The organism is Sphingomonas chungangi (genome assembly GCF_013778325.1).
In the GTDB taxonomy this organism is placed as follows: domain Bacteria; phylum Pseudomonadota; class Alphaproteobacteria; order Sphingomonadales; family Sphingomonadaceae; genus Solisphingomonas; species Solisphingomonas chungangi.
In genome coordinates this window covers 16,425-39,173 of sequence record NZ_JACEIB010000003.1, presented here as the reverse complement: position 1 = coordinate 39,173, position 22,749 = coordinate 16,425, and the positions used below count along the sequence as shown (strand labels likewise).

The following is a 22,749-nucleotide window of genomic DNA, read 5'->3' as shown; positions in this document are numbered from 1 at the left end:
GTTCAGGCGGCCTCCTGTCCGTCGTTGGAGGTGGGCAGCGGCGGCACCCGGCGCGGCTGGCGATCCTCGCCCACCGCGACGAAGGTGAAGGTCGCCTGCGTCACCTTGTAGCTGTTCTCGTCGTGCCGGGCACGGCGCCACGCCTCGACCTCGATCTTCATCGAGGTGCGGCCCGTCGCGATCAGCGTGGCGTAAACCGACACCTCGTCGCCGACGAACACGGGACGCAGGAAGGCCATGCCGTCGACCGCGATGGTCACCGCCCGCCCGCTGCTGTGCCGCGACGCGACCGATCCGGCGGCCGAGTCCATCATCGAGAGCAGCCAGCCGCCGAAGATGTCGCCATAGGGATTGGTGTCGGCCGGCATGGCGACGACCCGGACGGTCGGCGCCTGCTCGGGCGGCTGATCCTCGAGCGGCTTCATCAGGCGAGCATGCCCAGCGGGCTCTCGACGAGACGCTTGAACGCCGCCATCAGCTTGGCGCCGTCCGCGCCGTCGATGGCGCGGTGATCGAAGCTGCCGGTCGCAGACATGACGGTGGCGACGGTCAGCTCGTCGTTGACCACGTAGGGCCGCTTCTCGCCGGCGCCGATCGCCAGGATCATGCCCTGCGGCGGGTTGATCACCGCCTCGAACTGCTTGATGCCGAACATGCCCATGTTGGAGAGCGAGGCGGTGCCACCCTGATACTCTTCGGGCTTCAGCTTGCCGTCCTTGGCGCGCGCGGCGAGATCCTTCATCTCGTTGGCGATGGCGGACAGGCTCTTGGTGTCGGCGCCGGTGATGATCGGCGTGATCAGGCCCGACGGGATCGAGACGGCCACCGAGATGTCGGCGCGGCCGAAGGTGACGAGCTGGTCGCCCGCCAGCATCACGTTGCAGCTCGGCACCTCGATCAGCGCGACCGCCAGCGCCTTGATCAGCATGTCGTTGACCGACAGCTTCACGCCGCGGCTCTCAAGACCCTTGTTGAGCTCGCCGCGCAGCTTGAGCAGCGCATCCAGCTGGATATCGACGGTGAGATAGATGTGCGGGACGGTCTGCTTCGATTCGGTGAGCCGGCGCGCGATCGTCTTGCGCATGTTCGAGAGCTTCACCGCCTCGTGCGGGATGTCGGGGATCTGCGCCGGAGCGGGTGTTGCGGCCGGCGCCGACGGCGCGGCGGCGGGCGCCTCGGCCTTCGCGGTGGAAGCCGCGCCACCGGCCTTGGCGCCGTCCAGATCGGCTTTCACCACCCGGCCGTTCGGGCCGGAGCCCTCGACGGAAGAGAGATCGACGCCCGTCTGCTCGGCGATGCGTCGCGCGAGCGGGCTCGCCTTGACGCGATCGCCCGACGAGGCCGCCGCCGCCTTCACCTCGGGCTCGGGCTTCGGCGCGGGCACCGGCTCGGCCTTCGTGATGGGAGCGGGCTCGGGGGCCTTGGCGGTTTCCTTGGGCGCCTCTTCCTTCTTCGCGGCCGGGGCGGCCTTGGCGGAGGCGGCATCCTCGCCCTCGCCGGCGATGATCGCGATCGGCGCGCCGACCTTCACGCCGTCCGTGCCTTCGGCGACGAGGATCCGGGCGATCGTGCCCTCGTCCACCGCCTCGAACTCCATCGTCGCCTTGTCCGTCTCGATCTCCGCCAGGATGTCGCCCGACTTGACCTCGTCGCCCTCCTTCACCAGCCACTTCGCCAGCGTGCCCTCCTCCATCGTCGGGGAAAGCGCGGGCATCTTGAGTTCGATCGGCATGTCGGCGCGGGCCTTTCTGGCTGAGGTCCTGTTTCTGCGCCCATTTCGGCCCGAAGACAGCGCCGGTCAAGGCTTACGCTTGCGTGAACCGCATGCATAGCGCACGCTGATGACCGATGGACGACGCAATCCTGCCCCGCACCTACCTCGTAGTCCTCGACGGCAGCGCCGAGGCGCGGGTGGCGCTACGCTTCGCCGCGCGCCGCGCCGCCAAGACGCAGGGACGCGTCGAGATGCTGGCGGTGGTGGAGCCGGCCGAGTTCGTCCAGTGGGGCGGCGTGCAGGACGCGCTGGAGGAGGAAGCACGGCTGGGGGCCGAGGCGCTGCTGCACCAGTCGGCCGGCGAGATCATCGAGGAACTGGGCGTGAAGCCGGAGATCACGATCCGCCAGGGCGATCCGGTGAAGGCCGTGCGCGCGCTGCTGGAGGAGCGGCCGAACACAGCGGCTTTGGTGCTGGGCGCGCAGGCATCGGGCGGACCGGGCCCGCTGGTCGCCTATTTCGCCGGTGCGGAGGCCGGGCACATGCCCTGCCCCGTGATGATCATTCCGGGTTCGTTGGGTGACGAGGCGCTGGACCGCCTGAGCTGAAGGGAACCGGCGGCCGGCACCGTCCGTAGTCCAATGATGCGGACGATCGCCCAGATTTCCGACCTGCATTTCGGCGCGCACGATCCGGCGATCGTGGCGCATCTCCACGCCGCACTATCCGCGATCCGGCCGGACCTGATCGTCGTCTCCGGCGATCTCACCCAGCGCGCGCGCAAGGAGCAATTCGCCGAGGCGGCGCTGTTCTTCGAGCGGCTGGAGACGGAGGGGCTGCGGCTGCTCGTCGTCCCCGGCAACCACGACGTACCGATGCACAAGCCGGTGCAACGCCTGTTCTGGCCGCTACGCCGCTACACCCGCTTCATCGCGCGAGGTCGATCGGGCTGGTATTGCGATGCCGAGCTGGCGGTGCTGGGCCTCGCGTCCGCGCACGGCCTCACCGTCAAGGACGGTCGGCTGACGCGGGTGCAGATCCGGTCGATCGGCGACCACTTCGCCGCTGTTCCGTCCAGTGCCGCGCGCATCCTCGTCACCCACCATCCGCTGGTGCCGTTGCCCGGTGAAGAGAAGGGCGAAATCGAGCCGGCGCTGCGCGGCGCCAGGCGGGCGCTCAAAGCCGTGAAGGCGGCGGACGTGCATCTCGTCCTCGCCGGCCATCATCACGTCCCCGGCGTCAGCCTGTCGGGGCCGACCCTCTCGATCGATCCGGGTGTGATGGTGGTTCAGGCCGGCACCGCCACCAGTTGGCGGCGGCGCCGTACCCCCAACAGCTTCAACCTGCTCATACTCGCCTCCCCAAGCGAGGTTCAGGTCGAAGAGTGGATCTCCGAAGGCGGGGCGTTCAGCTGCCCTGCACCGCGCAGGTCGTTTTCACGCAGCGCGGGTGATAGCGGCGGATGGGCTTCCACGCCCGCTGCCTGACCGCGACCTTGCGGTAGACCGTGCGATACTCGGTGGTGGTCGTCGTGGTGGTGACGGCCATGCCCGGCGTCACCGTCACGACCGCGCCGCCGCACGCGCCGCAGCCGCCGGTGGAATAGACCGCCGGCGCACCGAGCGGTGTCACCGTGGTGGTGACGGTGGTGTCCGGGCCGGCCTGGTAGGTGCGCGTGCCCGGCATCGGATAGCCCGGCGGCGGATAGGCGCCCGGAGGCGGACCATAGCCGTACCCATAGCCCGGGCCACCGGCATAGCCGCGCGCCTGATAGCCGCCGTCCCAGTTCACGCCGTAACGGCAATCGACCACGCGACCGTCACCATCGACCAGCAGCGCGTCGTCATAATAGCGGATCCAGGCCATGCCCGGCCCCGGCTGGCCGAAGCCCCAGCCGCGCCAGTCGGCCACGACATAGGAACGGTCGCGATAGTGGTGCGGCACCTTCCAGCCCGGCATCGGGCGATGATAGTCGCCGCCGCCATGCCACGCGCCCGGAGGCGGCCCCATGTGCGTCATCGGCGCCGGGGCATAGCCGGGACCGCCGGTCATCGGCGCGGGGGTGTAGGCGACGGGCGGCGGGGCGGCATGGCCCCAGGCGCTGCCCGCCTGCATCGGCACGCCGGCGGTCGCGCCCGCCTGCGCGGAGGCCGCCTGCGGCGCCAGCGCGAGGATCGCCGCTCCCGCCATGATGCCCAGTGCACGCATATCCTGTCCCCTTCTCGCCGCGCCGGAAGATGGCGCGCGGACCCATGATCGGGGAAAGTCTTATCATCCTCGCGGGTTGCGCAGGAAGCGCGGAGACTCGGGAGTGAGTCCCGTTATGGGTCAGGCGGCCAGACGCTCCGAAAGCAACGCGCAGAGCCGTTCGGCCCACACCGCATCCTCGGCGGTGAAGCGCGCGAGGGTTGGGCTGTCGAGATCGAGCACGGCTTCGACACGCCCCGCGATCACGATCGGCACCACCAGTTCGGAGGCAGATGCAGCATCGCAGGCGATGTGGCCGGGAAAGGCGTGGACGTCCTCGACCAGCTGCGTCCTGGCCGTAGCGGCGGCGCTGCCGCACACGCCCGAGCCCAGCGCGATGCGGATGCAGGCCGCGCGCCCTTGGAACGGTCCGAGCACCAGCTCGCCGCCCACCATGCGATAGAAGCCCGCCCAGTTGAGATCGGGCACCAGCTCCCACAGCAACGCCGCGACGTTCGCCATGTTGGCGATGGGGTCCGGCTCGCCTTGCGTCACGCCATCGACGGCGGAGAGCAGGTCTTCCCAGACGGTGGCGGCATCGGCGCCGGCCTGTTGCTTGAAATCGAACATAGGTCGCTCCGATCAGGGAGCGGCAGATAAGGCGGCGCCGGCAGAGCGGCAAGAAGGCCGAACGTGCGCCTCCGTCATTTGCCGTTCAGGCAGCGGGACCTAGAGGAGGATGCGCCGGCCGACCCCTGCCGGCACTCCCTGACCTTGGCCCCGCCGCGAGTTCGCTCCGGCGGGGTTTCTTTTACCGCGCCTGGGTCCAGAGCGCCTGCATGTTCCTGCCCACGAACAGCTGCGGCTCGGAAGGGGTCAGGTGATCCTTCCCCTCGCGCGCCGCAATCGCCTTGCGCGCCGCTTCGAACGCATCCCGAAGCGAGGCGCCCTTGGCCAGCGGACCGCGCAGGAAGGCCTCGCCGAAATAGGTGAGCGCCAGCGAATCGTCGCAGCCGAAGGAGGTGCGGTCCTTCCGCGCCGCGGTGATCACGATCGTGTCGTCATTGGCGAGCGCCGGGATCCAGCTGCCCGAGAAACAGGCCGAAATGACGATCACCCGCCGCCTGATCCCCGCCTGCCGCAGTGCATCGGAAACCGAGGCGGCCGAGATCGGGCTCAGATCGTCATAGGTCGGCAAATCGGTCTGAAGCTCCGCATCGCGCGAGCCGTGCGAGACGAGATAGACGAAGGCGAGGTCCTGCGCCGGGTCCATATGATCACCCACGCCGCGCGCCGCCGCCGCCATATTGTCCTGCGTCGCCAGCGGCTCGTGGAGGATGTCGGTGACGCCGTTGGAGAGCAGGATCCCGCCGCGATAGTCCGCGCCGAACCGGGCGGCGGCGACCTGCCGGGCGAGCCGGGCCTCCCGCGCGAAGAGTTGCTGCGAGCCGCCCGCCGCGACGGTGATGGCATAGACGTTGGGTCGCCCCGCGACGCGCGGCGACAACCTATCAACCGCCTTCGCCACCAACCCGGGCTGCGCGCCCCACAGCCGATCGACCGGGATGTCGCGGACCGCGTCGTAAGCCTTGTCCGCCGCGTCGTCCTTCTCGCCGATGCCGAGCATATCGCGCACCTGCGCCGAGGCGCGGTAGAACATCGCATCGGCTTGACTGAACCAGCCCGCTACCGCGATCGTGCCGACCAGCAGGCCGATCGCCGCCCACGCCCGCTTCGTGCTCCGTTGCGAGAAGCGCAGCCAGATCGCCAGGATCGCGAGCAGCACCATCGCGCCGCCGAGGAGGCCGAAGAACCCGTCCGACTGCACCGCCGGCCCGCTGGCCCGGATCAGCAGCCATTCCAGCTGGAAGACGATCGCGATGGCGAGGAAGATCGATGCCAGCCCCAGCGTCGACGCGCGCAGCCGCAGCACCCAGCCCGCCAGCAGCGCCGCGACGACGGGCGCGCCGGACAGGAAGAGGATCGCGCTGACCATCTCGCCGACATCCGCGAACACCACCGTGTCGACGATCGTGAGGAAGGCGAGAACGATCCACAGCAAAGCCACCCGGCCGGGGCTCGACCATGCCGCCATGCTCCACCACTTGCGCTGCGCCTTCTCGACGGAGACCTGCTTTGCCGCCGCCTGATCCTTGCTCGCGGACGCGCCCTGGCGGGGCAGCCCGCTCCGTACCAGCGTCCCTTCCAGATCGGCCCATTGCTCGTCGGTGAAGGCGCGGCGCGGGAATATGTGGCAGCTATAGTCGTTGATATAGATCAGAAATCCCATTTCGGCCTGCTTCCAGCCGTGGAAATCGGACCAGGGCATGCTGGCCGTCACCACCACGCTGCGCAGATCCAGCCCCACGTCGGTCCAGCTCGCCTGCATCTCCTCGCGCAGCGAGCGTTGCTGCCGGAAGAGGCGCCGGACCTGATAGCCGGTGAGACCATAGCCCAGCAGCATGAGCAGCGTGATCGGCCCGAGGATCATCGCGCAGAATAGCGACGCCGTGCGGGCCGCATCGCCCCAGCCGCCATCCGTCACCACGTTGATGCCGAAGATGGCCACCCAGATCACCACGAGCAGGATCGCGTAATAGGCCAGCGCCCAGCGCGAGCGCGTCCGGCGGCGGAACTGCGCGCGGCGCGCGGCGATCAGATCCTGCTCGGTCAGCGTGAAGGTGATCGTGCCTGCCATACGGACTCCCTGCACGATCCGGCTAGCGGGCAGAAGTTGACGAATCGTGGCCGTGCCGGCCGATCAGTCCAGCCGCACCTTGCCCCGCCCCGCCTTCACGCCGGATCGCGTCGCCTTGCCGGTCAGGCGGCGTTCCTTGGAGGCCTTGGTGGGCTTGGTCTTGATCCGCCGCTCGGGCTTGACCAGCGCCTGTTCCACCAGAGCCGTGATGCGGGCGCGGGCGGCCTCGCGATTGGCCTCGCGGGTGCGATGCTCGCGCGCGGTGACGAGGATCGCGCCGCCTTCCACCCAGCGCGATCCGGCCAGCGCCTTCAGCCGCTGGAATACGGAGGGCGGCAGGCGCAGCGCGTAGACGTCGACGCGCAGCTGTACGGCGGTCGCGACCTTGTTGACGTTCTGGCCGCCCGGCCCGGTCGAGGCCAGAAAGCGCTCCTCCAGCGCGTCCTCGGGCAGGACATAGGGTTCAGCCGCCGGCATGGTGCGCCCAGCGCGCGAAAGTCTCGGGGAGCGGCGCCTCCGCCTCGATCGCCGCCTTGGGATCGCGCGGGAGAGTGAGGCGGGCGGCGTGAAGCAACATGGCGGAACCGACTTGCCCATATACCGGATCGCCGACGATCGGCAGGCCCAACCCCTCGGCGGCATGGACGCGGAGTTGATGGGTGCGCCCGGTCTGCGGCCGGAACTCGACGAGCGTGCGTCCGTCCTCGACGCCGAGCAGGCGCCAGTCGGTCACAGCCGGCTTGCCTTTCTTGGGATCGCCGACCATCCGCCAGCCTTCGGCCTTCGTGGAGCGCTTCGACAGCGGCAGCTCGATCCGGCCGGCCGCAACCTCCGGCACGCCCTCCAGCACGGCGATATAGACCTTGGCGACCTTCCCCTCCTCGAACGCGGCGGCGAAGCGCTTGTGCGCCTTCGGGTTGCGCGCGAGCAGCAGGCAACCCGACGTGTCGCGATCCAGCCGATGCACCGCATGCGGCTCGCGCTGGAAACCGAAACGCAAGGATTCCAGCGCATCTTCGAGACTGTCCGATCCGTCGCGCGGTCGATCCACCGGCAATCCCGCCGGCTTGTCGAGCACGATCGCCTCGGCGTCGATGAACAGGATGCGGTCGGCCAGCATGTGGCCCCCGTGCCACGCATTTCGACCAATGTGCAACGGCCGATTCGACTCGGCGCGTAAACGATTCGTTTGGTCTTTACGCCCCGTTAACCTTTTTCCTTCATACCCGTAAATGTGAACGGAAGGCTTTGGGCGGAGCGCTCTGGCCGCACTGACGGGGATGGACGGACAATGCGCGTACTCCTGATCGAGGACGATCCCACGACCGCCAAGGCCATCGAGCTGATGCTGGGCGCCGAAGGGTTCAACACCTACACCACGGATCTGGGCGAGGAAGGCCTCGATCTCGGCAAGCTCTACGATTACGACATCATCTGCCTGGATCTCAACCTGCCGGACATGCACGGCTATGACGTGCTGAAGAAGCTGCGCGTCGCCAAGGTGCAGACCCCGGTGCTGATCCTCTCCGGCGTCTCCGAGATGGACAGCAAGGTCCGCGCGCTCGGCTTCGGCGCCGACGATTACGTCGTGAAGCCCTTCCACCGCGAGGAGCTGGTCGCCCGCATCCATGCGATCGTCCGCCGCTCGAAGGGGCACAGCCAGTCGGTCATCAAGACGGGCAAGCTGCAGGTCAACCTCGATGCCAAGACGGTCGAGGTCGACAGCGCCCGCGTGCACCTGACCGGCAAGGAATATGCGATGCTGGAGCTGCTCTCGCTCCGCAAGGGCACCACGCTCACCAAGGAGATGTTCCTGAACCATCTCTATGGCGGCATGGACGAGCCGGAACTCAAGATCATCGACGTGTTCATCTGCAAGCTGCGCAAGAAGCTGTCGCTGGCTTGCGAAGGCGAGAATTACATCGAGACCGTGTGGGGCCGCGGCTACGTGCTGCGCGATCCGCAGGAGGTCGGCGCCGCGCAGGTGGCGTAAGGTTTCGTCATGAGACTACCCGGAGGAGGGCCGTCGCCTAGGGGATAGGGGGCGGCCCTTCGCTTTTCTGAAATTCTCCCCGACACGGGAGAATCAAAAAAACCATTTTCCTACACGAACCTTTCTGGTTATATGATTCGGCTCGCTTCGATGGAGCCGAGCCATGAACCCCGCTTCCCTGATCGACGAACTCATCGCCCGCGAGGGCGGTTATGTCGCGCGCGCCGCCGACAAGGGCGGGCCGACCCGCTTCGGCATCACCCAGGCGGTCGCCCGCCAGCATGGTTATGCCGGCGACATGGCGAAGCTGCCGCGCGACACGGCGGTCGCCATCTACCGCGCCGATTACTGGACGAAGCCGCGCCTCGATGCGGTGGCGGCACTGGCGCCGAAGGTCGCGGCCGAGCTGTTCGATACCGGCGCGAACATGGGCACCGGCACCGCCGCCGGCTTTCTGCGCCGCGCGCTCAACGCGCTCAACCGCAACGGCGCCGATTATCGCGACGTAGCCGCCAAGGGCGCGGTGGATGACGCGGTACTTGGCGCACTCAAGGCGTTCGCGCGAGTACGGGGCGCGGCCGGCGAGGCGGTGCTGATCAAGGCGCTCGATGCGCTGCAGGGCGAGCGCTACCTCGCGCTCGCCGAGACGCGGCCGGCCGACGAGGCCTTCCTCTACGGCTGGCTGGCGAACCGGGTGGGATGATGGCCAACTCCCCGCTCGATATCGAGGACGCCTCGGCCGATCCCTTCACCAGCCGGGCGCGGCCTGCGTTCCTGTACGTGATGTACGCCTTGCTGCTTGGCGCCGTCCCGATGGCGGGGATCGCCGCGATCGGCCTTGCGACCGCCGCGACGATGACCCGCGCGATCGCCGCCTATCTCGATGCGATACCGGAGCCGCTCTACGCGCTCTTCGGAACCGGCTATCTGGGCTACACGGTGGTGCGCGAATGGGGCAAGGCGAAGAGCGGCAATACCCCTCCCCGTTCGCCCTGAGCTTGTCGAAGGGCTGTCCTTCACCTTTACGCGTGCGAGGGGAAAGGACAGGGCTTCGACAGGCTCAGCCCGAACGGAATGGAGTACGTTTATGACCGACCGCCCCATCGTCCTCGTCGTCCAGCCGCATCTGGCGCCGGTGATCGCGCTGCTCAGCCCCCATTACGACGTGCTGCGACTGTGGGAGCCCGGAGACGAGCCGCGCATCGCCGAGACGCAGGCGATGATCGCGGCCGGCGAGTTCTCGATCCCGCCGGAACTCGTCGATCGCATGCCGAAGCTTGGCCTGATCGCCTGCTTCACGGTCGGCTATGACGGGATCGACGTGGCGTGGGCGAAGGCGCGCGGCATCGCCGTCAGCCATGCGCACAACGTCAATGACGAGGATGTCGCCGATCATGCGATCGGGCTGATCGTCGGCCATCTCCGCGCGATCGTGACCGGGGACCGCAGGCTGCGCGGCGGCGGCTGGCATGCGCGCGAGAAACCGATGACCCGCTCGCTCGGCGGCATGAGGATCGGCATCGTCGGCCTCGGCAGCATCGGCGCGGCGATGGCGGTGCGGGCGGAGGCGATGCGGATGCGGGTCGGCTGGTGGGGGCCGAGCCCCAAGCCGGATGCCGCCTGGCCGCGCGCGGAAAGCCTCGTCGCGCTGGCGGAGGAGAGCGACATCCTCGTCGTCGCGGCGCGCGCGCATGGCGGCAATGTCGGGCTGATCTCGCGCGCGGTGATCGAGGCGCTGGGGCCGCAGGGCCTGCTCGTCAACGTCGCGCGCGGGCAATTGGTGGACGAGGATGCGCTGATCGTCGCGCTCAAGGACGGCCGCCTCGGCGGCGCCGCGCTGGATGTCTACGAAACCGAGCCGACCCCGGCGGAGCGCTGGGCCGACGTTCCCAACACCACCCTCACCCCGCACACCGCCGGCGCGACGCAGGAAGCGGTGCAGCAGATGGCGGCGATGCTGATGGCCAACCTGAAAGCCTTCTTCGCGGGCGAGGACTTGCCCAATCCGGCCCGATAGACGCACCTGGCCCGGCATGAATAGCAGATTAGGCATTTGTTAGATCGGGACGACTAACCGGAAACCGGGGGGATCAAGCGGAGTCGTCTCATGCTGGTGAAGGGTCTACCAGTAGAGGTCAGATTCACCGCCTTGATGGTTGCGGTTTGTCTTGGCTTCTCGCTGATCTATCGATTGCCTATTCGGTTCCCGGCCTCGGGCGCCGGTTTCGTCGGCGTCCATTATCTCCTGCCGCTGGCGGGCGTGCTGCTGTTCGGCCTGTGCGCGATGGCGTCGGGCCGCGCCTCCGGGATGCGGCATTTCCTGCTGGCGCTGCCCTGCTACACGATCGTCCTCTTCGTCCACTTCCACCTGAAATTGTGGGCGCCGGTGATCAACCCGCAGAATCACGATGCCTTCTATTGGTCGGTCGACCAGCAGTTGCGGCCTTTGGTGGACGCCTGCTTCGCGATCCGGAGGGCGCTGTTCCCGATCGTCTCCACCGACACCAATCTCTACATGATCGGCTTCATCCTGCTGTTCTATGGCAGCTTCTGCTATCACGCGCTGCGCACGCCGGCGCATTTCCGCACCCTATTCCTCGCGATCCTGTTCATGCAGGGGCTGGGCGCGCTCTTCTATCTGGCGGCGCCGGGCGTCGGGCCGTTCCTGTTCGAGCCCGGCCTCAACCCCCACATCACCGAAGCGCAGCATTACATGTACCAGGTGCACCAGCAGGTCGATGCCGGCGGGGCGGCGTGGCTAGCCGCGAACGAGCAGGATTATCTGATGACGGGGCTAGGCGCGATGCCGTCGCTCCATGTCGGATCGTCGTTCGTGTTCCTGTGGTTCGCGATCCGCCACGGCCGGGTGCTGCTGCCGACCTATGTGCCGCTGTTCGGCTATATCGTGATCAACGCCATCGCCAGCCGCTGGCATTATCTGATCGATCTGCCGGCGGGGCTGGCGCTGGCCGGAGTCTCGATCTGGCTCGCGCATCGCGTGCTGCGCAACGAGACGCGGGGCGAGAAGGCACAAGAAGCGCCGCGAGCCCGACGGGAGGGCGATCTCGTGCCCGCCTGACCGGGATCAGCCCCGGGCGGCGCGCGCCTTGTCGATCGCCGCCTTGAGCGCGTCATAGCCGACTGCGCCCGCCAAAAGCTGGTCGCCGACCACGAAGGTCGGGGTGCCGGACATGCGCAGCGCGCGGCCGGTGGTGAGGTTGGCGTTGATCTCGTTCACGATATCCGCGCTGTCGAGGCCCGCCGTGTCGAGACCGAGCTTCGCCGCCACGGCGTCGGTCTTGCCGTCGTCGAGCGGCGCGGGGACCTGATAGAGCGCGTGGTGGAAGGCGACGAACTTGCCCGCCTTGGCCGCGACCAGGCTCACCTGCGCGGCGCGGTCGCTGATCGCGCCGTCGAGCACCGGCAGTTCCTTGTAAACGACGCGCAGTTTAGGATCGTTCGCGATCAGCTTGTCCACATCGGCCACGCTCTGCCGGCAATAACCGCAGGCGTAATCGAAATATTCGACCAGCGTGACGTCTCCCTTGGGGTTGCCCGCCACGGCGCCGGCGAAGGGCGCCTCGATCTGGTCCCGGTTGGCGGAGATAGCCTGCGCGGTCTGCTTGTCCTGCAGCCGGTTCATCGCCTCCGGGATCAGCTCGGGATGGTCGAGGATGTAGCTGCGCACGATCGCGCCGGTGGCCCTCGCGTCAGGCGCGCCGCCGCCATGGCCCATGCCCGTCATCACGCCCACCGCCACGACGGCGCCCAGTGCGGCGGCGCCGAGGCCCGCGCCCGCTTCCTTCCAACCCACGCTCATTTTCGGCCGTACCTGCTGTCCATGTTGTTGCGCGCGGTCACCGCGATGTCCTCCGCGCGGAGATAATCGGGCGTGCCCTGCTTGAGCCCGATCAGCGCCCGCTCGGCATTGGAGCGGGCGAGTTCCTCGTTGCCGTCCATCGCGTATTTCTCGGCGCTGGCGAGCGCCGCGTGCGCGGTGTCGCCGCGCTGCGCATAGACCGCGCCCAGCGCATACCAGGCGAGCGGGTCCTCGCGATCCTTGTCGACCGAAATCTTCAGCACCTTCTCGGCCTCCGCGAAGTTGGCTGGATCGTCGGTGGCGATCAGCGCTTGGCCAAGCAGCGCGGAAATCAAAGGCGCACTGCCCGATTGCTGGACGGCGACGCGCAGAGGCGCGAGCGACTCCTTGGGGTGGCCGTTCTCGAGCAGAATCTGGCCCTTCAATTCGTTGAAATAGGGATCGAGCGGCGCCGTGCGGAGCAGCGCATCGGCCTCGGCATCGGCCTTGTCGGGATAGGCGGCGCGGTGCCAGGCGTAGGCGCGGGCATAATGCGCCGGCACCGACTGGTCGCTGTCGGGCATCTTCTTGAGCGTGACGTCCGGATCCTGCACGTAACCGGCGAGCTTGGCCCTGATGCGCAGGAAGCGCGCCTGCTGGGCCGGGTCCGGCGTCGCGTTCCACCAGGGCGATTTCTGGAGGTCGGCCTCCAGCGCCTGCTCGCGATCCGCCGTCATCGGGTGGGTCTGCGCATAGGGATCGATCGTGTAGTCGGCCGGGGTGAGGCGATATTCCTCCTGCTTCAGCTTGCCGAAGAAGCTGATCATGCCCTTGCCCGAATAATGCGCGTCGTTGAGGTGGCGCACGGCGGACGCGTCGGCGCTGCCCTCCTGCGCGCGGCTGAAGGCGAGAAACTTGCTCTGCGCGAGCGTGGTGCCGGCGCCCAGCGCCGCCATGCCGGCGCTGCCCGCACCGGCCGCGATCGCCGCGACGCCGAGCAGCAGCGAGAGAAGCGCGATGCGGCCGGCCGGTCGCGTGCCCTGGTTGGACAGCGGAATGTGCCCGCCCTCGATGTGGCCAAGCTCGTGGGCGATCACGCCCTCCACCTCGTTGGCATTGTCGGCGGCGAGGATCAGGCCGGAATTGATGTAGATGGTCTGCCCGCCCGCCACGAAGGCGTTGATCTCCGGATCGTTGATCAGCACCACCTGCAGCGCGCCCGGCGCGAGGCCGGCGGACTTCGCCATCGGCGCCGAGATGTCGGCGAGGAACCGCTCGGTCTCGGTATCGCGCAGGATCTGCGGCGAGTCGTCCTGCGCCAGCACGGGGCGACCCGCGACGAGGAAGCTGAGGAAGAGGAAGGTGAGGCAGCGGCCAAGACGCGCCAGCAATCCCTGTCGTGAGCTGGTCATGGTCTGTCCCCGAAGGCCATGCCGTTCCCTAGCGCCGTTCCATGAACGCCGGCTGACGCTCCCATGCGGGAGCGCCAGCCCGGTCGATCAGTTGCCGAAGGTGCGCTGCCACCAGCCGCGGCGCGGCGTCTCGTCGGTTTCGCCATTGGCGTCGTTGGCGGCCTGCTCCTCGGCGGGAGCCGGAGCGGCTTCCTCCTCGGCAGGCGTGCCGACCGCAGTTTCGGCGGCTTCCGGTTCGGCCTTCTTGCGCGTGCGGCGCTTGGGCTTCGCCGGAGTCTCCTCGGCGGATGCTTCCGGGACCGGCTCGGGCGCGGCTTCGGCAACAGGCGCCTCGGCGGCGGGTTCCGCCTCCACCTTCTTGCGTGAGCGGCGCTTCGGCTTGGCCGGCGCTTCCTCCGCCACGGCCTCGATCGCCTCGGCGACGGACGGCGCCTCCTCGACCGGAGCGGCAGGAACCTCCCCGGCTGCGCGCGCCTTCGGGCGGCGGCGCGTCTTCGGCTTGGCCGGGGCGGCCCCCGCCTCGGCATCGGGCGCGCCCACCGGGGTGGCGTCGATCGGCTCGGCCTCGGCCAGCACCTCGGGCGCGACCTCGGCCACGTCGGTCGCCATCGGGCCGACATCGCCGGCATCGACGATCAGCGTGTCCTCGCCACCCTCGCGACGACGACCACCGCGACGGCCGCGACGGCGACGGCGACGGGCGTTGCCGCCCTCCGCACCTTCCTCGCGTTCACCTTCGTCGCGCTCGCCATCCTCGGCGCCCGCCTCGGCGTCGGTCGCCTCGCCGGCCTCATCCTCGGCGTCCTCGCGCGCCTCTTGGGCCTCGCGATCGGCAGTCTCCTGCGGCGTCTCGTCCCGGCGACCGCCACGGCGACGACGGCGACGACGACGACGGCCATTACCCTCGCCCTCTTCGCGCGGCGCGCGCTCGGCACGCTCCTCGGCGGCCTCGGCCTCCTCTTCCTCGATCTCGTCCTCGTAATCGTCGACGATGTCGTCATCCGGCTCGGGCTCGGGGATCGGGGCGAGCTTGGGCATCTGCGCCGGCGGCGGGCCGGAAATGTCCACCGTCATCCGCGCGCCCTCGTCATGGTGATCGGGGATCACCTCGATCAGCACGCCGTAGCGATCCTCGATCTCGGCGATCTCGCCGCGCTTGCGATTGAGCACGTAGATGGTCGCCTCGCGGCTGGCGCGCAGCACGAGATGCGTGCCGCGACCGCGCGCGGCGGCCTCCTCCAGCATGCGCAGCGCCGACAGGCCCGCCGACGACGCGGTGCGCACGAAGCCGGTGCCCTCGCAATGCGGGCAGATGCGGGTGGAGGCTTCCAGCACGCCGGTGCGCAGGCGCTGGCGGCTCATCTCCATCAGGCCGAAGGACGAGATACGGCCGACCTGGATGCGGGCGCGATCGTTCTTCAGCGCCTCCTTCATCGCCTTCTCGACCTTACGGATGTTCGATCCGTTCTCCATGTCGATGAAGTCGATGACGACGAGGCCCGCCATGTCGCGCAGGCGCAGCTGGCGGGCGATCTCGTGCGCTGCTTCCAGATTGGTCGCAGTGGCGGTCTGCTCGATATTATGCTCGCGGGTGGAGCGGCCCGAGTTGATGTCGATCGAGACCAAGGCCTCGGTCGGGTTGATCACCAGATAGCCGCCCGATTTCAGCTGCACGACCGGCTGGTACATCGCGGTCAGCTGATCCTCGACGCCGAAGCGCTGGAAGAGCGGCACCGGATCGACATAGGGCCGGATCTTCTTGGCATGGCTCGGCATCAGCAGCTTCATATATTCGCGACTGGTGCGGTATCCCGCCTCACCCTCGACGATCACCTCGTCGATCTCGCGCGTGTATATGTCGCGGATGGCGCGCTTGATGAGGTTGGAATCCTCGTAGATCAAAGCCGGCGCCTCGGACTTCAGCGTCTCCTCGCGGATGCCGTCCCACAGGCGCGCGAGATAATCGAAGTCGCGCTTGATCTCGACCTTAGTGCGGCTGAGGCCGGCGGTGCGGACGATGCAGCCCATCGTGCGCGGCAGCTTCATCTCCGCCATGATCGACTTCAGGCGCTTGCGATCGGCGGCGTTCGAGATTTTCCGCGAGATGCCGCCGCCGTGCGACGTATTGGGCATCAGCACGCAATAACGGCCGGCCAGCGACAGATAGGTGGTCAGCGCCGCGCCCTTGTTGCCGCGCTCTTCCTTGACGACCTGGACCAGCAGCACCTGACGGCGGCGGATGACGTCCTGGATCTTGTAGCGGCGGCGCAGATTCTGGCGGCGCTTCCTCAGCGCCTCGACATGATCACCGTCACCACGACCGGCCGAGCGGGAGCGGCGCGGCTTGGCGGCGTCCTCGCCTTCTTCGTGCGGATGGTCTTCTGCAGCGTCGAGTTCCTCGGGACCGCCGTCGGTGTCCATACGCTCGATCGATTCGACGTCGATATCGTGATCGGAAGCCTCGGCATGATCGTGCTCGTCATGCTCGTCGTCGAAATGATCGTCGTCCTCGGCGGCGAGCGCCTCGGCCTCTTCCAGCTCCTCGCGCAGCAGCGCGTCGCGATCCTCCTTGGGGATCTGGTAGTAATCCGGGTGGATTTCCGAGAAGGCCAGGAATCCGTGGCGGTTGCCGCCGAATTCGATGAAGGCCGCCTGGAGCGAAGGCTCCACGCGCGTCACCTTGGCGAGGTAGATATTGCCCTTGAGCTGCTTGCGTTCGGCGGATTCGAAATCGAACTCTTCGATCCGGTTACCCTTGGCGACCGCGACCCTTGTCTCTTCCGGGTGGCGCGCGTCGATCAGCATGCGCATCGTCATTGAATAGTCTCCGGGCGCGCCGGCCGCCGATATGAGGCGGCAGCGGGTGCGCCGATAAGGTCATGTGAAAAAGCGGCCCTGCCGGCGCGAGGCGCACGGAGACCGCGGGATAAGAAACAGCATGATACGTGGCCGTCGCAGACGCATGCGGGGCTCGCAGGGCCCGGCGACCTTCCCAAGCAGCCGCATCGCTCTCGAAGCGATCGGTGCGGGGAAGGCAATGCGACATGTGCGACGTCAACCTGATTGCCGGCCGCCCGAAGCGACGCCGGTTTGGGGCGCATGGATATCGCGCCCATCCACGGTGCTAGCACCGGCCGACAAGCTCGGCAACCCACGGGCTCGCTCGAAATATCGGCGCGAATTCGTTAACATCAAGAGTTTGTACCTAAGTCTTCTCTCCCGTTCGGGCTGAGCTTGTCGAAGCCCAGCCCTTTTCTTGTGCGCATCGGGAAAGGGAAGGACAGCCCTTCGACAAGCTCAGGGCGAACGGGGATTGGTTCTTACCCGTTGTCGGTTTCCATGCTATGCGCGATCGCATCGTTCCAGCGAAGAAGGGAGGCCACCGATGACCGTATCGCGCTATCGCCGCCCTCATACGGGCATCGGGCTGATCTGAGCCCTCCCGGTGGAATTCTTCCGCCACCGCCTTTCCCGCTGACGATTACGGGGGCCCGAACGGGCCGAAATCCATCATGAACAAGTCGAAATCCCGCGACGGCGCGCAGGTGCTCCGCACCGTCCTCGCCTTCACCTTCCGCCACTGGAAGCGGCAATGGTGGCTCGCCGCCGCCGTCGCGATCGGCCAGAGCTGCGCCACGATCACCGAAATCTTCGTGCCGCTCTATGTCGGCCGTCTCGTCGACGCGCTGGGCCGCGGCGCGGCGGGTCACGAAGCCGCGATCGCCGCCTTCGTCGCGATCGCCGCGCTGGGACTGGCCATGGTCGTGCTGCGCCATGTCTCCTGGTGGGCGATCGTACCGCTGACGCTCAAGATCATGCGCGACATCGCCAACGAGGCCTTCCAGCGCGTCCAGCGCTTCTCGACCGACTGGCACGCCAACAGCTTCTCGGGCTCCACCGTGCGCAAGATCACGCGCGGCATGTGGGCGCTCGACACGCTCGACGACACGCTGCTGCTAATGCTGCTGCCGTCGCTGGTGGTGCTGGTCGGCACCGTGTTCCTGCTGGGCGCGCACTGGCCGGTCATGGGCCTGGTCATGGCCGTCGGCGCGATCGCCTACGTCACGCTGACGGTGACGCTGGCGACGCGCGTGATCGCGCCCGCCTCGCGCCTCTCCAACCAGTGGGACACCAGGATCGGCGGCGTGCTGGCCGATGCGATCGGCACCAACGCGGTGGTCAAGGCCTTCGGTGCCGAGGAGCGCGAGGAGGATCGCCTCCAGCGCATCGTCTCCAAGTGGAGCCGCCGCACGCGGCGGACGTGGATGCTGTTCACCTATGCCGGAACCGGCCAGCTCACCTTGCTCTGGACGGTGCGCACGGCGGTGACGGGAACGGCGCTGTGGCTGTGGTGGCGGGGCCGCGCGACGCCCGGCGACGTCGCCTATGTGCTCACTACCTACCTCGTGGTGCACGGCTATCTCCGCGAGATCGGCCAGTATGTCCACCAGCTCCAGCGCTCGGTGAACGAGATGGAGGAGCTGGTCGAGATCCACGACCAGCCGCTCGGCATCGAGGACCGGCCGGACGCGCGGACGATCCGCATCGAGGACGGCGCGATCCGGTTCGATCACGTCACCTTCCGCTATGGCGGGCACGCGACGCCGCTTTACCAGGCGCTCGACGTGGCGATCCCGGCCGGGCAGCGTGTGGGCCTCGTCGGCCCGTCGGGTTCGGGCAAGACCACCTTCGTCAAGCTGATCCAGCGGCTCTACGACGTGACCGAGGGCAGTGTGACGATCGACGGGCAGGAGGTGGCGCAGGCGACGCAGGCCTCGCTGCGCAGCCAGATCGCGATCGTGCCGCAGGAACCGATCCTGTTCCACCGCAGCCTCACCGAGAATATCGGCTACGCCCGGCCCGACGCGACGCAGGACGAGATCGAGCGGGCGGCCCGGCTCGCCAACGCGCATGACTTCATCACGCGATTGCCCAAGGGCTATCGCACGATGGTGGGCGAGCGTGGCGTGAAGCTATCGGGGGGTGAGCGGCAGCGGGTGGCACTGGCGCGCGCCTTCCTTGCCGATGCGCCGATCCTGATCCTCGACGAGGCGACCTCCAGTCTGGATTCGGAGTCGGAAGCGGCGATCACCGAGGCAATGGGGCGGCTGATGGTCGGGCGCACCACCGTCATCGTGGCGCATCGCCTGTCGACGGTGCGCGCGCTCGATCGCATTCTGGTGTTCGACAATGGCCGCATCGTCGAGGACGGCGATCGCGCCACCCTGCTGCGCATCGAAAACGGCCGCTACCGGCGGCTTTTCGAGCGGCAATCGGGTGAGGACGCGGCGTCGATCCTCAGCTGACGAGGATCGAAATCAGGCGAGGATCGTTGCCCGATCGAGATGATCCTGTATCAATTTCTCAAATAGGGTCGCGGCTATTCATCGCACAGCAAGGTAGCGACGGCTTATTCGTCAATCTCGCATGATATCCTGACTTGATCCCAAAATAGAAGTGCGTAGATACGCAAGATTATACGGCGCGAAAGTCAGTCGCAGCCGAAAACCGAATAGGAGCACCCGACCCGTGTCCGAAGAGTTGACCAACGAGCTGCTGAGCCTGACCGCTGACATCGTCGCGGCGCACGTCGCCAACAACAATGTCTCGACCAGCGAAGTGCCGCAGCTCATCGCGCAGGTCCACGCCGCGCTCACCGGTCTGACCGAGCCGAAGAAGACGGAAGAGCCCGAGCTCCAGCCGGCGGTTCCGGTGCGCTCCTCGGTGAAGCACGACTACATCGTCTGCCTGGAAGACGGCAAGAAGCTCAAGATGCTCAAGCGCTACCTGCGCACCAATTATGACATGACGCCGGAAGAATATCGCACCAAGTGGAAGCTGCCGCGCGACTATCCGATGGTCGCGCCGGCCTATGCCGAGCAGCGCCGCGGCCTCGCCAAGCAGATCGGCCTCGGCCGCAAGAAGGAAGAAGCGCCGGCCGTCAAGCCGGCCCGCGCCAAGGCCGCGCCGAAGGCCGCTCCTGCCGCTGCCGCCGCTCCTGCCACTCCGGCCAAGCGCGGTCGCAAGCCCAAGGCTGCGGCGCCCGTCGAGGCGTGATAAGCCTCCGGTCATGACGACCGGAGACATATCCAAGCGCAAGGCCGCCGAGGCCGCCATCGCCGAAGTGACCAGCGGGATGCTGGTCGGCCTCGGCACCGGCAGCACGGCGGCCTTCGCCATTTCCGGGCTCGGCCGGCGTATCGCCGAAGAGGGCCTGACGATCACCGCCGCCGGCACCTCGCTCGCCACCGAGGCGGCGGCGCGCGCGGCGGGCATCCCCTTCCTCGCCTTCGACGATCTCGCGGCGGTCGATCTGTGCATCGACGGGGCCGACGAGATCGATCCCCTGTTCCGCGCCATCAAGGGCGGCGGCGGAGCGATGCTGCGCGAGAAGATCGTCGCCAGCGCGGCGACACGGATGATCTGCATCGTCGACGCCTCCAAACCGGTCGAGACGTTGTCGCGCGCCCTCCCCATCGAAGTGTTGTCCTTCGCGCGCGCCTATGTGGAAGGCGCGATCCGCTGCCTCGGCGGCGATCCTGTCATTCGTCCCGCACCCAGCGATCAGGGCAACCTCCTCATCGACTGCGCCTTCGGCCCGATCGTTGATCCGGAAGGCCTCGCCCGCACGCTCGACGCGATTCCGGGGCTGCTCGGCCACGGCCTCTTTCTTTCCGAGATCGATGCGCTCTATATCGGCGACGAAACGAGTGTGGCGCGCCGCGAACGGCACGACTGACACCCAAGTATCTACGGAACCGGTGCTTGCGCCCGGCCGTTCTCGGCGGCAGAGCGCGCGCATCTTTGCGAACCCCGGGGACTCGACCCAATGACCGACACCGATACCGCCACCCGACCTTCCACGCACGTCGTCGAGGACGGCTCGATCGACCGGCTGGCGATCGACACGATCCGCTGCCTCGCCATGGACGCGGTGCAAAAAGCGAATAGCGGCCACCCCGGTACGCCGATGTCGCTGGCGCCGATCGCCGAGACGCTGTGGACGAAGTTCCTGCGGTACGATCCGAAGGCGCCGCTCTGGCCGAACCGTGACCGGTTCATTCTCTCGGTCGGCCATGCCTCGATGCTGCTCTACTCGCTGCTGCACCTCTCGGGCACGATCGAGGTGGACGAGCATGGCAAACCGACCGGCAACCCCGCCGTCAGCCTCGACGACATCAAGAATTTCCGCCAGATCGGCTCGAAGACGCCGGGGCATCCCGAATATCACGACACCACCGGCGTCGAGACCACGACCGGCCCGCTGGGCGCCGGCTGCGGCAACTCGGTCGGCTTCGCGATCGCCGAGCGCTGGCTCGCCAGCCACTTCAACCGCGACGGCTTCGAGATCTTCAACCACGACACCTACGTCTTCTCGTCGGACGGCGACATGATGGAGGGCGTGGCCTCGGAGGCGGCGTCGATCGCTGGCCACCTCAAGCTGTCGAACCTCTGCTGGGTCTATGATTCGAATGACATCACGATCGAGGGCAGCACGCAGCTCGCCTTCGACGAGAATGTCATCGAGCGCTTCAAGGCCTATGGCTGGAACACCATCCTGATCGACGACGCCGAGGACACCGTCGCGTTCGCCAAGGCGATCGAGACGTTCAAGGCGACCACCGACAAGCCGACCTTCATCGAGGTCCGCTCGGTGATCGGCATCGGCTTCCCGACCCGCGCCGGCACCCACAAGGCCCACTCCGACGCGCCGGGCGAGGAAGAGATCCGCGGCGCCAAGAAGAGCTATGGCTGGCCCGAGGACGAGAGCTTCCGCGTGCCGCCGGAAGCCAAGCAGCATTTTGAAGATGCCATGGCGAAGAACGCGCCGACCCGCGAAAAGTGGGAGGCGATGGTCGCCAAGTATCGCGAGGCGCACCCCGATCTCGGCAAGGAGCTCGACACGATGCTCGCCGGCAAGCTGCCGGAGGGCTGGGACAAGGCGCTTCCCCATTTCGACGCCGACGAGAAGGGCATGGCCAGCCGCGAGGCGGGCGGCAAGGTGCTGAACGCGATCGCGCCGTCGGTGCCATGGCTGGTCGGCGGCGCCGCCGATCTCGCGCCCTCGACCAAGACCGACATCAAGGATGCCGGTTCGTTCGAGGCGCACAGCTATGGCGGCCGCAACCTCCATTTCGGCATCCGCGAGCACGGCATGGGCGCCGCCGCCAACGGCATGGCGCTCAGCTACCTGCGCGCCTACACCGGCACCTTCTTCGTCTTCTCCGATTACATGCGCCCGACGCTGCGCCTCGCCGCGATCATGCGCATTCCGACGATCTTCGTCTTCACGCATGACTCGATCGGCGTCGGCGAGGACGGCCCGACCCACCAGCCGATCGAGCACCTCGCTTCGCTGCGCGCGATGCCCAACCTCGACACGATCCGCCCCGGCGACGCCAACGAGGTGGCCTATGCGTGGAAGGCGGCGCTGGAGAGCGTCCACACGCCGACCGTGCTGGTCTTCTCGCGCCAGGCGATGCCGACGCTCGATCGCTCGCGCTACAATTCGGCCGAGGGCACGCTCAAGGGCGGCTATGTGCTGACCAAGGAGGATGGCGGCAAGCCCGACCTCATCCTGATCGCCACCGGCACCGAACTGGGCCTCGCCGCGAAGGCGGCCGAGGCGCTGTCCGAAGGCGGCAAGAAGGTTCGCGTCGTGTCGATGCCGAGCTTCCACCTCTTCGAGAAGCAGGACCAGGCCTACAAGGACAGCGTGCTGCCCCCGTCGGTCGAGGCGCGCGTCGCGATCGAGCAGGGCGCCGAATTCGGCTGGGATCGCTATGTCGGCTTGAAGGGCAAGACGGTGACGATGGCGACCTTCGGCGCCTCCGCCCCGCTCGCCGACCTGCAGAAGAAATTCGGCTTCACCCTCGACAATGTCGTCAAGGTGGCGCGCGAAGTGATGGGATGAACATGGCCTCACCGATCCCTCCCCGTTCGTCC

General features: G+C 67.7%; 21 protein-coding genes. 11 read left to right on the top strand and 10 right to left on the bottom strand.

Features of this window, described 5'->3' with window-relative positions; genetic code table 11:
- Positions 1 to 2: 2 nt before the first annotated feature.
- Together HZF05_RS04445 and HZF05_RS04440 are read right to left on the bottom strand one after the other, a co-directional pair.
- Entirely contained in the window at positions 3 to 425 is a 423-nt protein-coding gene (locus tag HZF05_RS04445) for an acyl-CoA thioesterase (protein ID WP_160363194.1), read from the bottom strand.
- The gene (locus HZF05_RS04440; protein WP_160363193.1) at positions 425 to 1,732 is read right to left on the bottom strand and encodes a pyruvate dehydrogenase complex dihydrolipoamide acetyltransferase; all 1,308 of its coding nucleotides are present in this window, start codon (positions 1,730 to 1,732) and stop codon (positions 425 to 427) included. The genes HZF05_RS04445 and HZF05_RS04440 overlap by 1 nt, the downstream gene beginning before the upstream one ends.
- Before the next feature lie 116 nt (positions 1,733 to 1,848).
- Here HZF05_RS04440 and HZF05_RS04435 point away from each other — a divergent pair, with 116 nt between their 5' ends.
- Complete coding sequence (locus HZF05_RS04435) at positions 1,849 to 2,322, top strand: universal stress protein (RefSeq protein ID WP_160363192.1); 474 nt, start codon at positions 1,849 to 1,851, stop codon at positions 2,320 to 2,322.
- 36 nt (positions 2,323 to 2,358) lie between these two features.
- Positions 2,359 to 3,201 carry a metallophosphoesterase family protein gene (locus tag HZF05_RS04430; RefSeq protein WP_160363191.1) on the top strand — a complete coding sequence of 281 codons (843 nt, stop codon included), beginning with the start codon at positions 2,359 to 2,361 and terminating at the stop codon, positions 3,199 to 3,201.
- Here HZF05_RS04430 and HZF05_RS04425 read toward each other — a convergent pair.
- The 5 genes from HZF05_RS04425 to HZF05_RS04405 form a co-directional block, all read right to left on the bottom strand.
- Positions 3,122 to 3,922, bottom strand: coding sequence for an RcnB family protein (locus HZF05_RS04425; RefSeq protein WP_160363190.1), 801 nt, complete (start codon positions 3,920 to 3,922; stop codon positions 3,122 to 3,124). The two genes, HZF05_RS04430 and HZF05_RS04425, sit on opposite strands and share 80 nt — an antisense overlap.
- 120 nt (positions 3,923 to 4,042) lie before the next feature.
- Positions 4,043 to 4,531 carry a GAF domain-containing protein gene (locus HZF05_RS04420; protein ID WP_160363189.1) on the bottom strand — a complete coding sequence of 163 codons (489 nt, stop codon included), beginning with the start codon at positions 4,529 to 4,531 and terminating at the stop codon, positions 4,043 to 4,045.
- Between the two features lie 181 nt (positions 4,532 to 4,712).
- Positions 4,713 to 6,599, bottom strand: coding sequence for a C13 family peptidase (locus HZF05_RS04415; protein WP_160363188.1), 1,887 nt, complete (start codon positions 6,597 to 6,599; stop codon positions 4,713 to 4,715).
- Positions 6,600 to 6,662: 63 nt separating this feature from the next.
- Complete coding sequence (gene arfB, locus HZF05_RS04410; RefSeq protein ID WP_160363187.1) at positions 6,663 to 7,076, bottom strand: alternative ribosome rescue aminoacyl-tRNA hydrolase ArfB; 414 nt, start codon at positions 7,074 to 7,076, stop codon at positions 6,663 to 6,665.
- The gene (locus HZF05_RS04405; RefSeq protein WP_160363186.1) at positions 7,063 to 7,719 is read right to left on the bottom strand and encodes an RluA family pseudouridine synthase; all 657 of its coding nucleotides are present in this window, start codon (positions 7,717 to 7,719) and stop codon (positions 7,063 to 7,065) included. The genes arfB and HZF05_RS04405 overlap by 14 nt, the downstream gene beginning before the upstream one ends.
- Positions 7,720 to 7,890: 171 nt before the next feature.
- Between HZF05_RS04405 and ctrA the strand changes: the two genes are divergently transcribed.
- The 5 genes from ctrA (at position 7,891) to HZF05_RS04380 (ending at position 11,671) form a co-directional block, all read left to right on the top strand.
- A complete protein-coding gene (gene ctrA / locus HZF05_RS04400) occupies positions 7,891 to 8,592 on the top strand; it encodes a response regulator transcription factor CtrA (RefSeq protein ID WP_160363185.1) in 702 nt (233 codons plus the stop codon).
- Positions 8,593 to 8,755: 163 nt separating this feature from the next.
- On the top strand, positions 8,756 to 9,295 hold the full coding sequence (locus HZF05_RS04395; RefSeq protein WP_160363184.1) for a glycoside hydrolase family 108 protein: 540 nt from the start codon (positions 8,756 to 8,758) through the stop codon (positions 9,293 to 9,295).
- On the top strand, positions 9,295 to 9,588 hold the full coding sequence (locus HZF05_RS04390) for a 3TM-type holin (RefSeq protein WP_160363183.1): 294 nt from the start codon (positions 9,295 to 9,297) through the stop codon (positions 9,586 to 9,588). Before HZF05_RS04395 ends, HZF05_RS04390 begins: the two co-directional genes overlap by 1 nt.
- A 91-nt stretch (positions 9,589 to 9,679) precedes the next feature.
- Positions 9,680 to 10,609 carry a 2-hydroxyacid dehydrogenase gene (locus HZF05_RS04385; protein ID WP_160363182.1) on the top strand — a complete coding sequence of 310 codons (930 nt, stop codon included), beginning with the start codon at positions 9,680 to 9,682 and terminating at the stop codon, positions 10,607 to 10,609.
- Positions 10,610 to 10,699: 90 nt separating this feature from the next.
- A complete protein-coding gene (locus HZF05_RS04380; protein ID WP_181638797.1) occupies positions 10,700 to 11,671 on the top strand; it encodes a phosphatase PAP2 family protein in 972 nt (323 codons plus the stop codon).
- A gap of 6 nt (positions 11,672 to 11,677) precedes the next feature.
- Here HZF05_RS04380 and HZF05_RS04375 read toward each other — a convergent pair whose 3' ends face one another.
- The 3 genes from HZF05_RS04375 to HZF05_RS04365 all read right to left on the bottom strand — a co-directional run bounded on the left by HZF05_RS04375 (position 11,678) and on the right by HZF05_RS04365 (position 16,620).
- Complete coding sequence (locus HZF05_RS04375; RefSeq protein WP_181638796.1) at positions 11,678 to 12,412, bottom strand: DsbA family protein; 735 nt, start codon at positions 12,410 to 12,412, stop codon at positions 11,678 to 11,680.
- A complete protein-coding gene (locus tag HZF05_RS04370) occupies positions 12,409 to 13,803 on the bottom strand; it encodes a M48 family metalloprotease (RefSeq protein WP_160363180.1) in 1,395 nt (464 codons plus the stop codon). The genes HZF05_RS04375 and HZF05_RS04370 overlap by 4 nt, the downstream gene beginning before the upstream one ends.
- 87 nt (positions 13,804 to 13,890) lie before the next feature.
- Complete coding sequence (locus HZF05_RS04365) at positions 13,891 to 16,620, bottom strand: Rne/Rng family ribonuclease (RefSeq protein ID WP_181638795.1); 2,730 nt, start codon at positions 16,618 to 16,620, stop codon at positions 13,891 to 13,893.
- Positions 16,621 to 17,315: 695 nt separating this feature from the next.
- Between HZF05_RS04365 and HZF05_RS04360 the strand changes: the two genes are divergently transcribed.
- The 4 genes from HZF05_RS04360 (at position 17,316) to tkt (ending at position 22,717) form a co-directional block, all read left to right on the top strand.
- Positions 17,316 to 19,109, top strand: a complete 1,794-nt coding sequence (locus HZF05_RS04360) for an ABC transporter ATP-binding protein (RefSeq protein ID WP_160363179.1) — start codon at positions 17,316 to 17,318, stop codon at positions 19,107 to 19,109.
- A gap of 223 nt (positions 19,110 to 19,332) precedes the next feature.
- The gene (locus HZF05_RS04355; RefSeq protein WP_160363178.1) at positions 19,333 to 19,860 is read left to right on the top strand and encodes a MucR family transcriptional regulator; all 528 of its coding nucleotides are present in this window, start codon (positions 19,333 to 19,335) and stop codon (positions 19,858 to 19,860) included.
- A 13-nt stretch (positions 19,861 to 19,873) separates the two neighbouring features.
- Entirely contained in the window at positions 19,874 to 20,542 is a 669-nt protein-coding gene (rpiA, locus tag HZF05_RS04350) for a ribose-5-phosphate isomerase RpiA (RefSeq protein WP_160363177.1), read from the top strand.
- 90 nt (positions 20,543 to 20,632) lie between these two features.
- A complete protein-coding gene (tkt, locus tag HZF05_RS04345) occupies positions 20,633 to 22,717 on the top strand; it encodes a transketolase (protein WP_160363176.1) in 2,085 nt (694 codons plus the stop codon).
- The last annotated feature ends 32 nt before the right edge of the window (positions 22,718 to 22,749 follow it).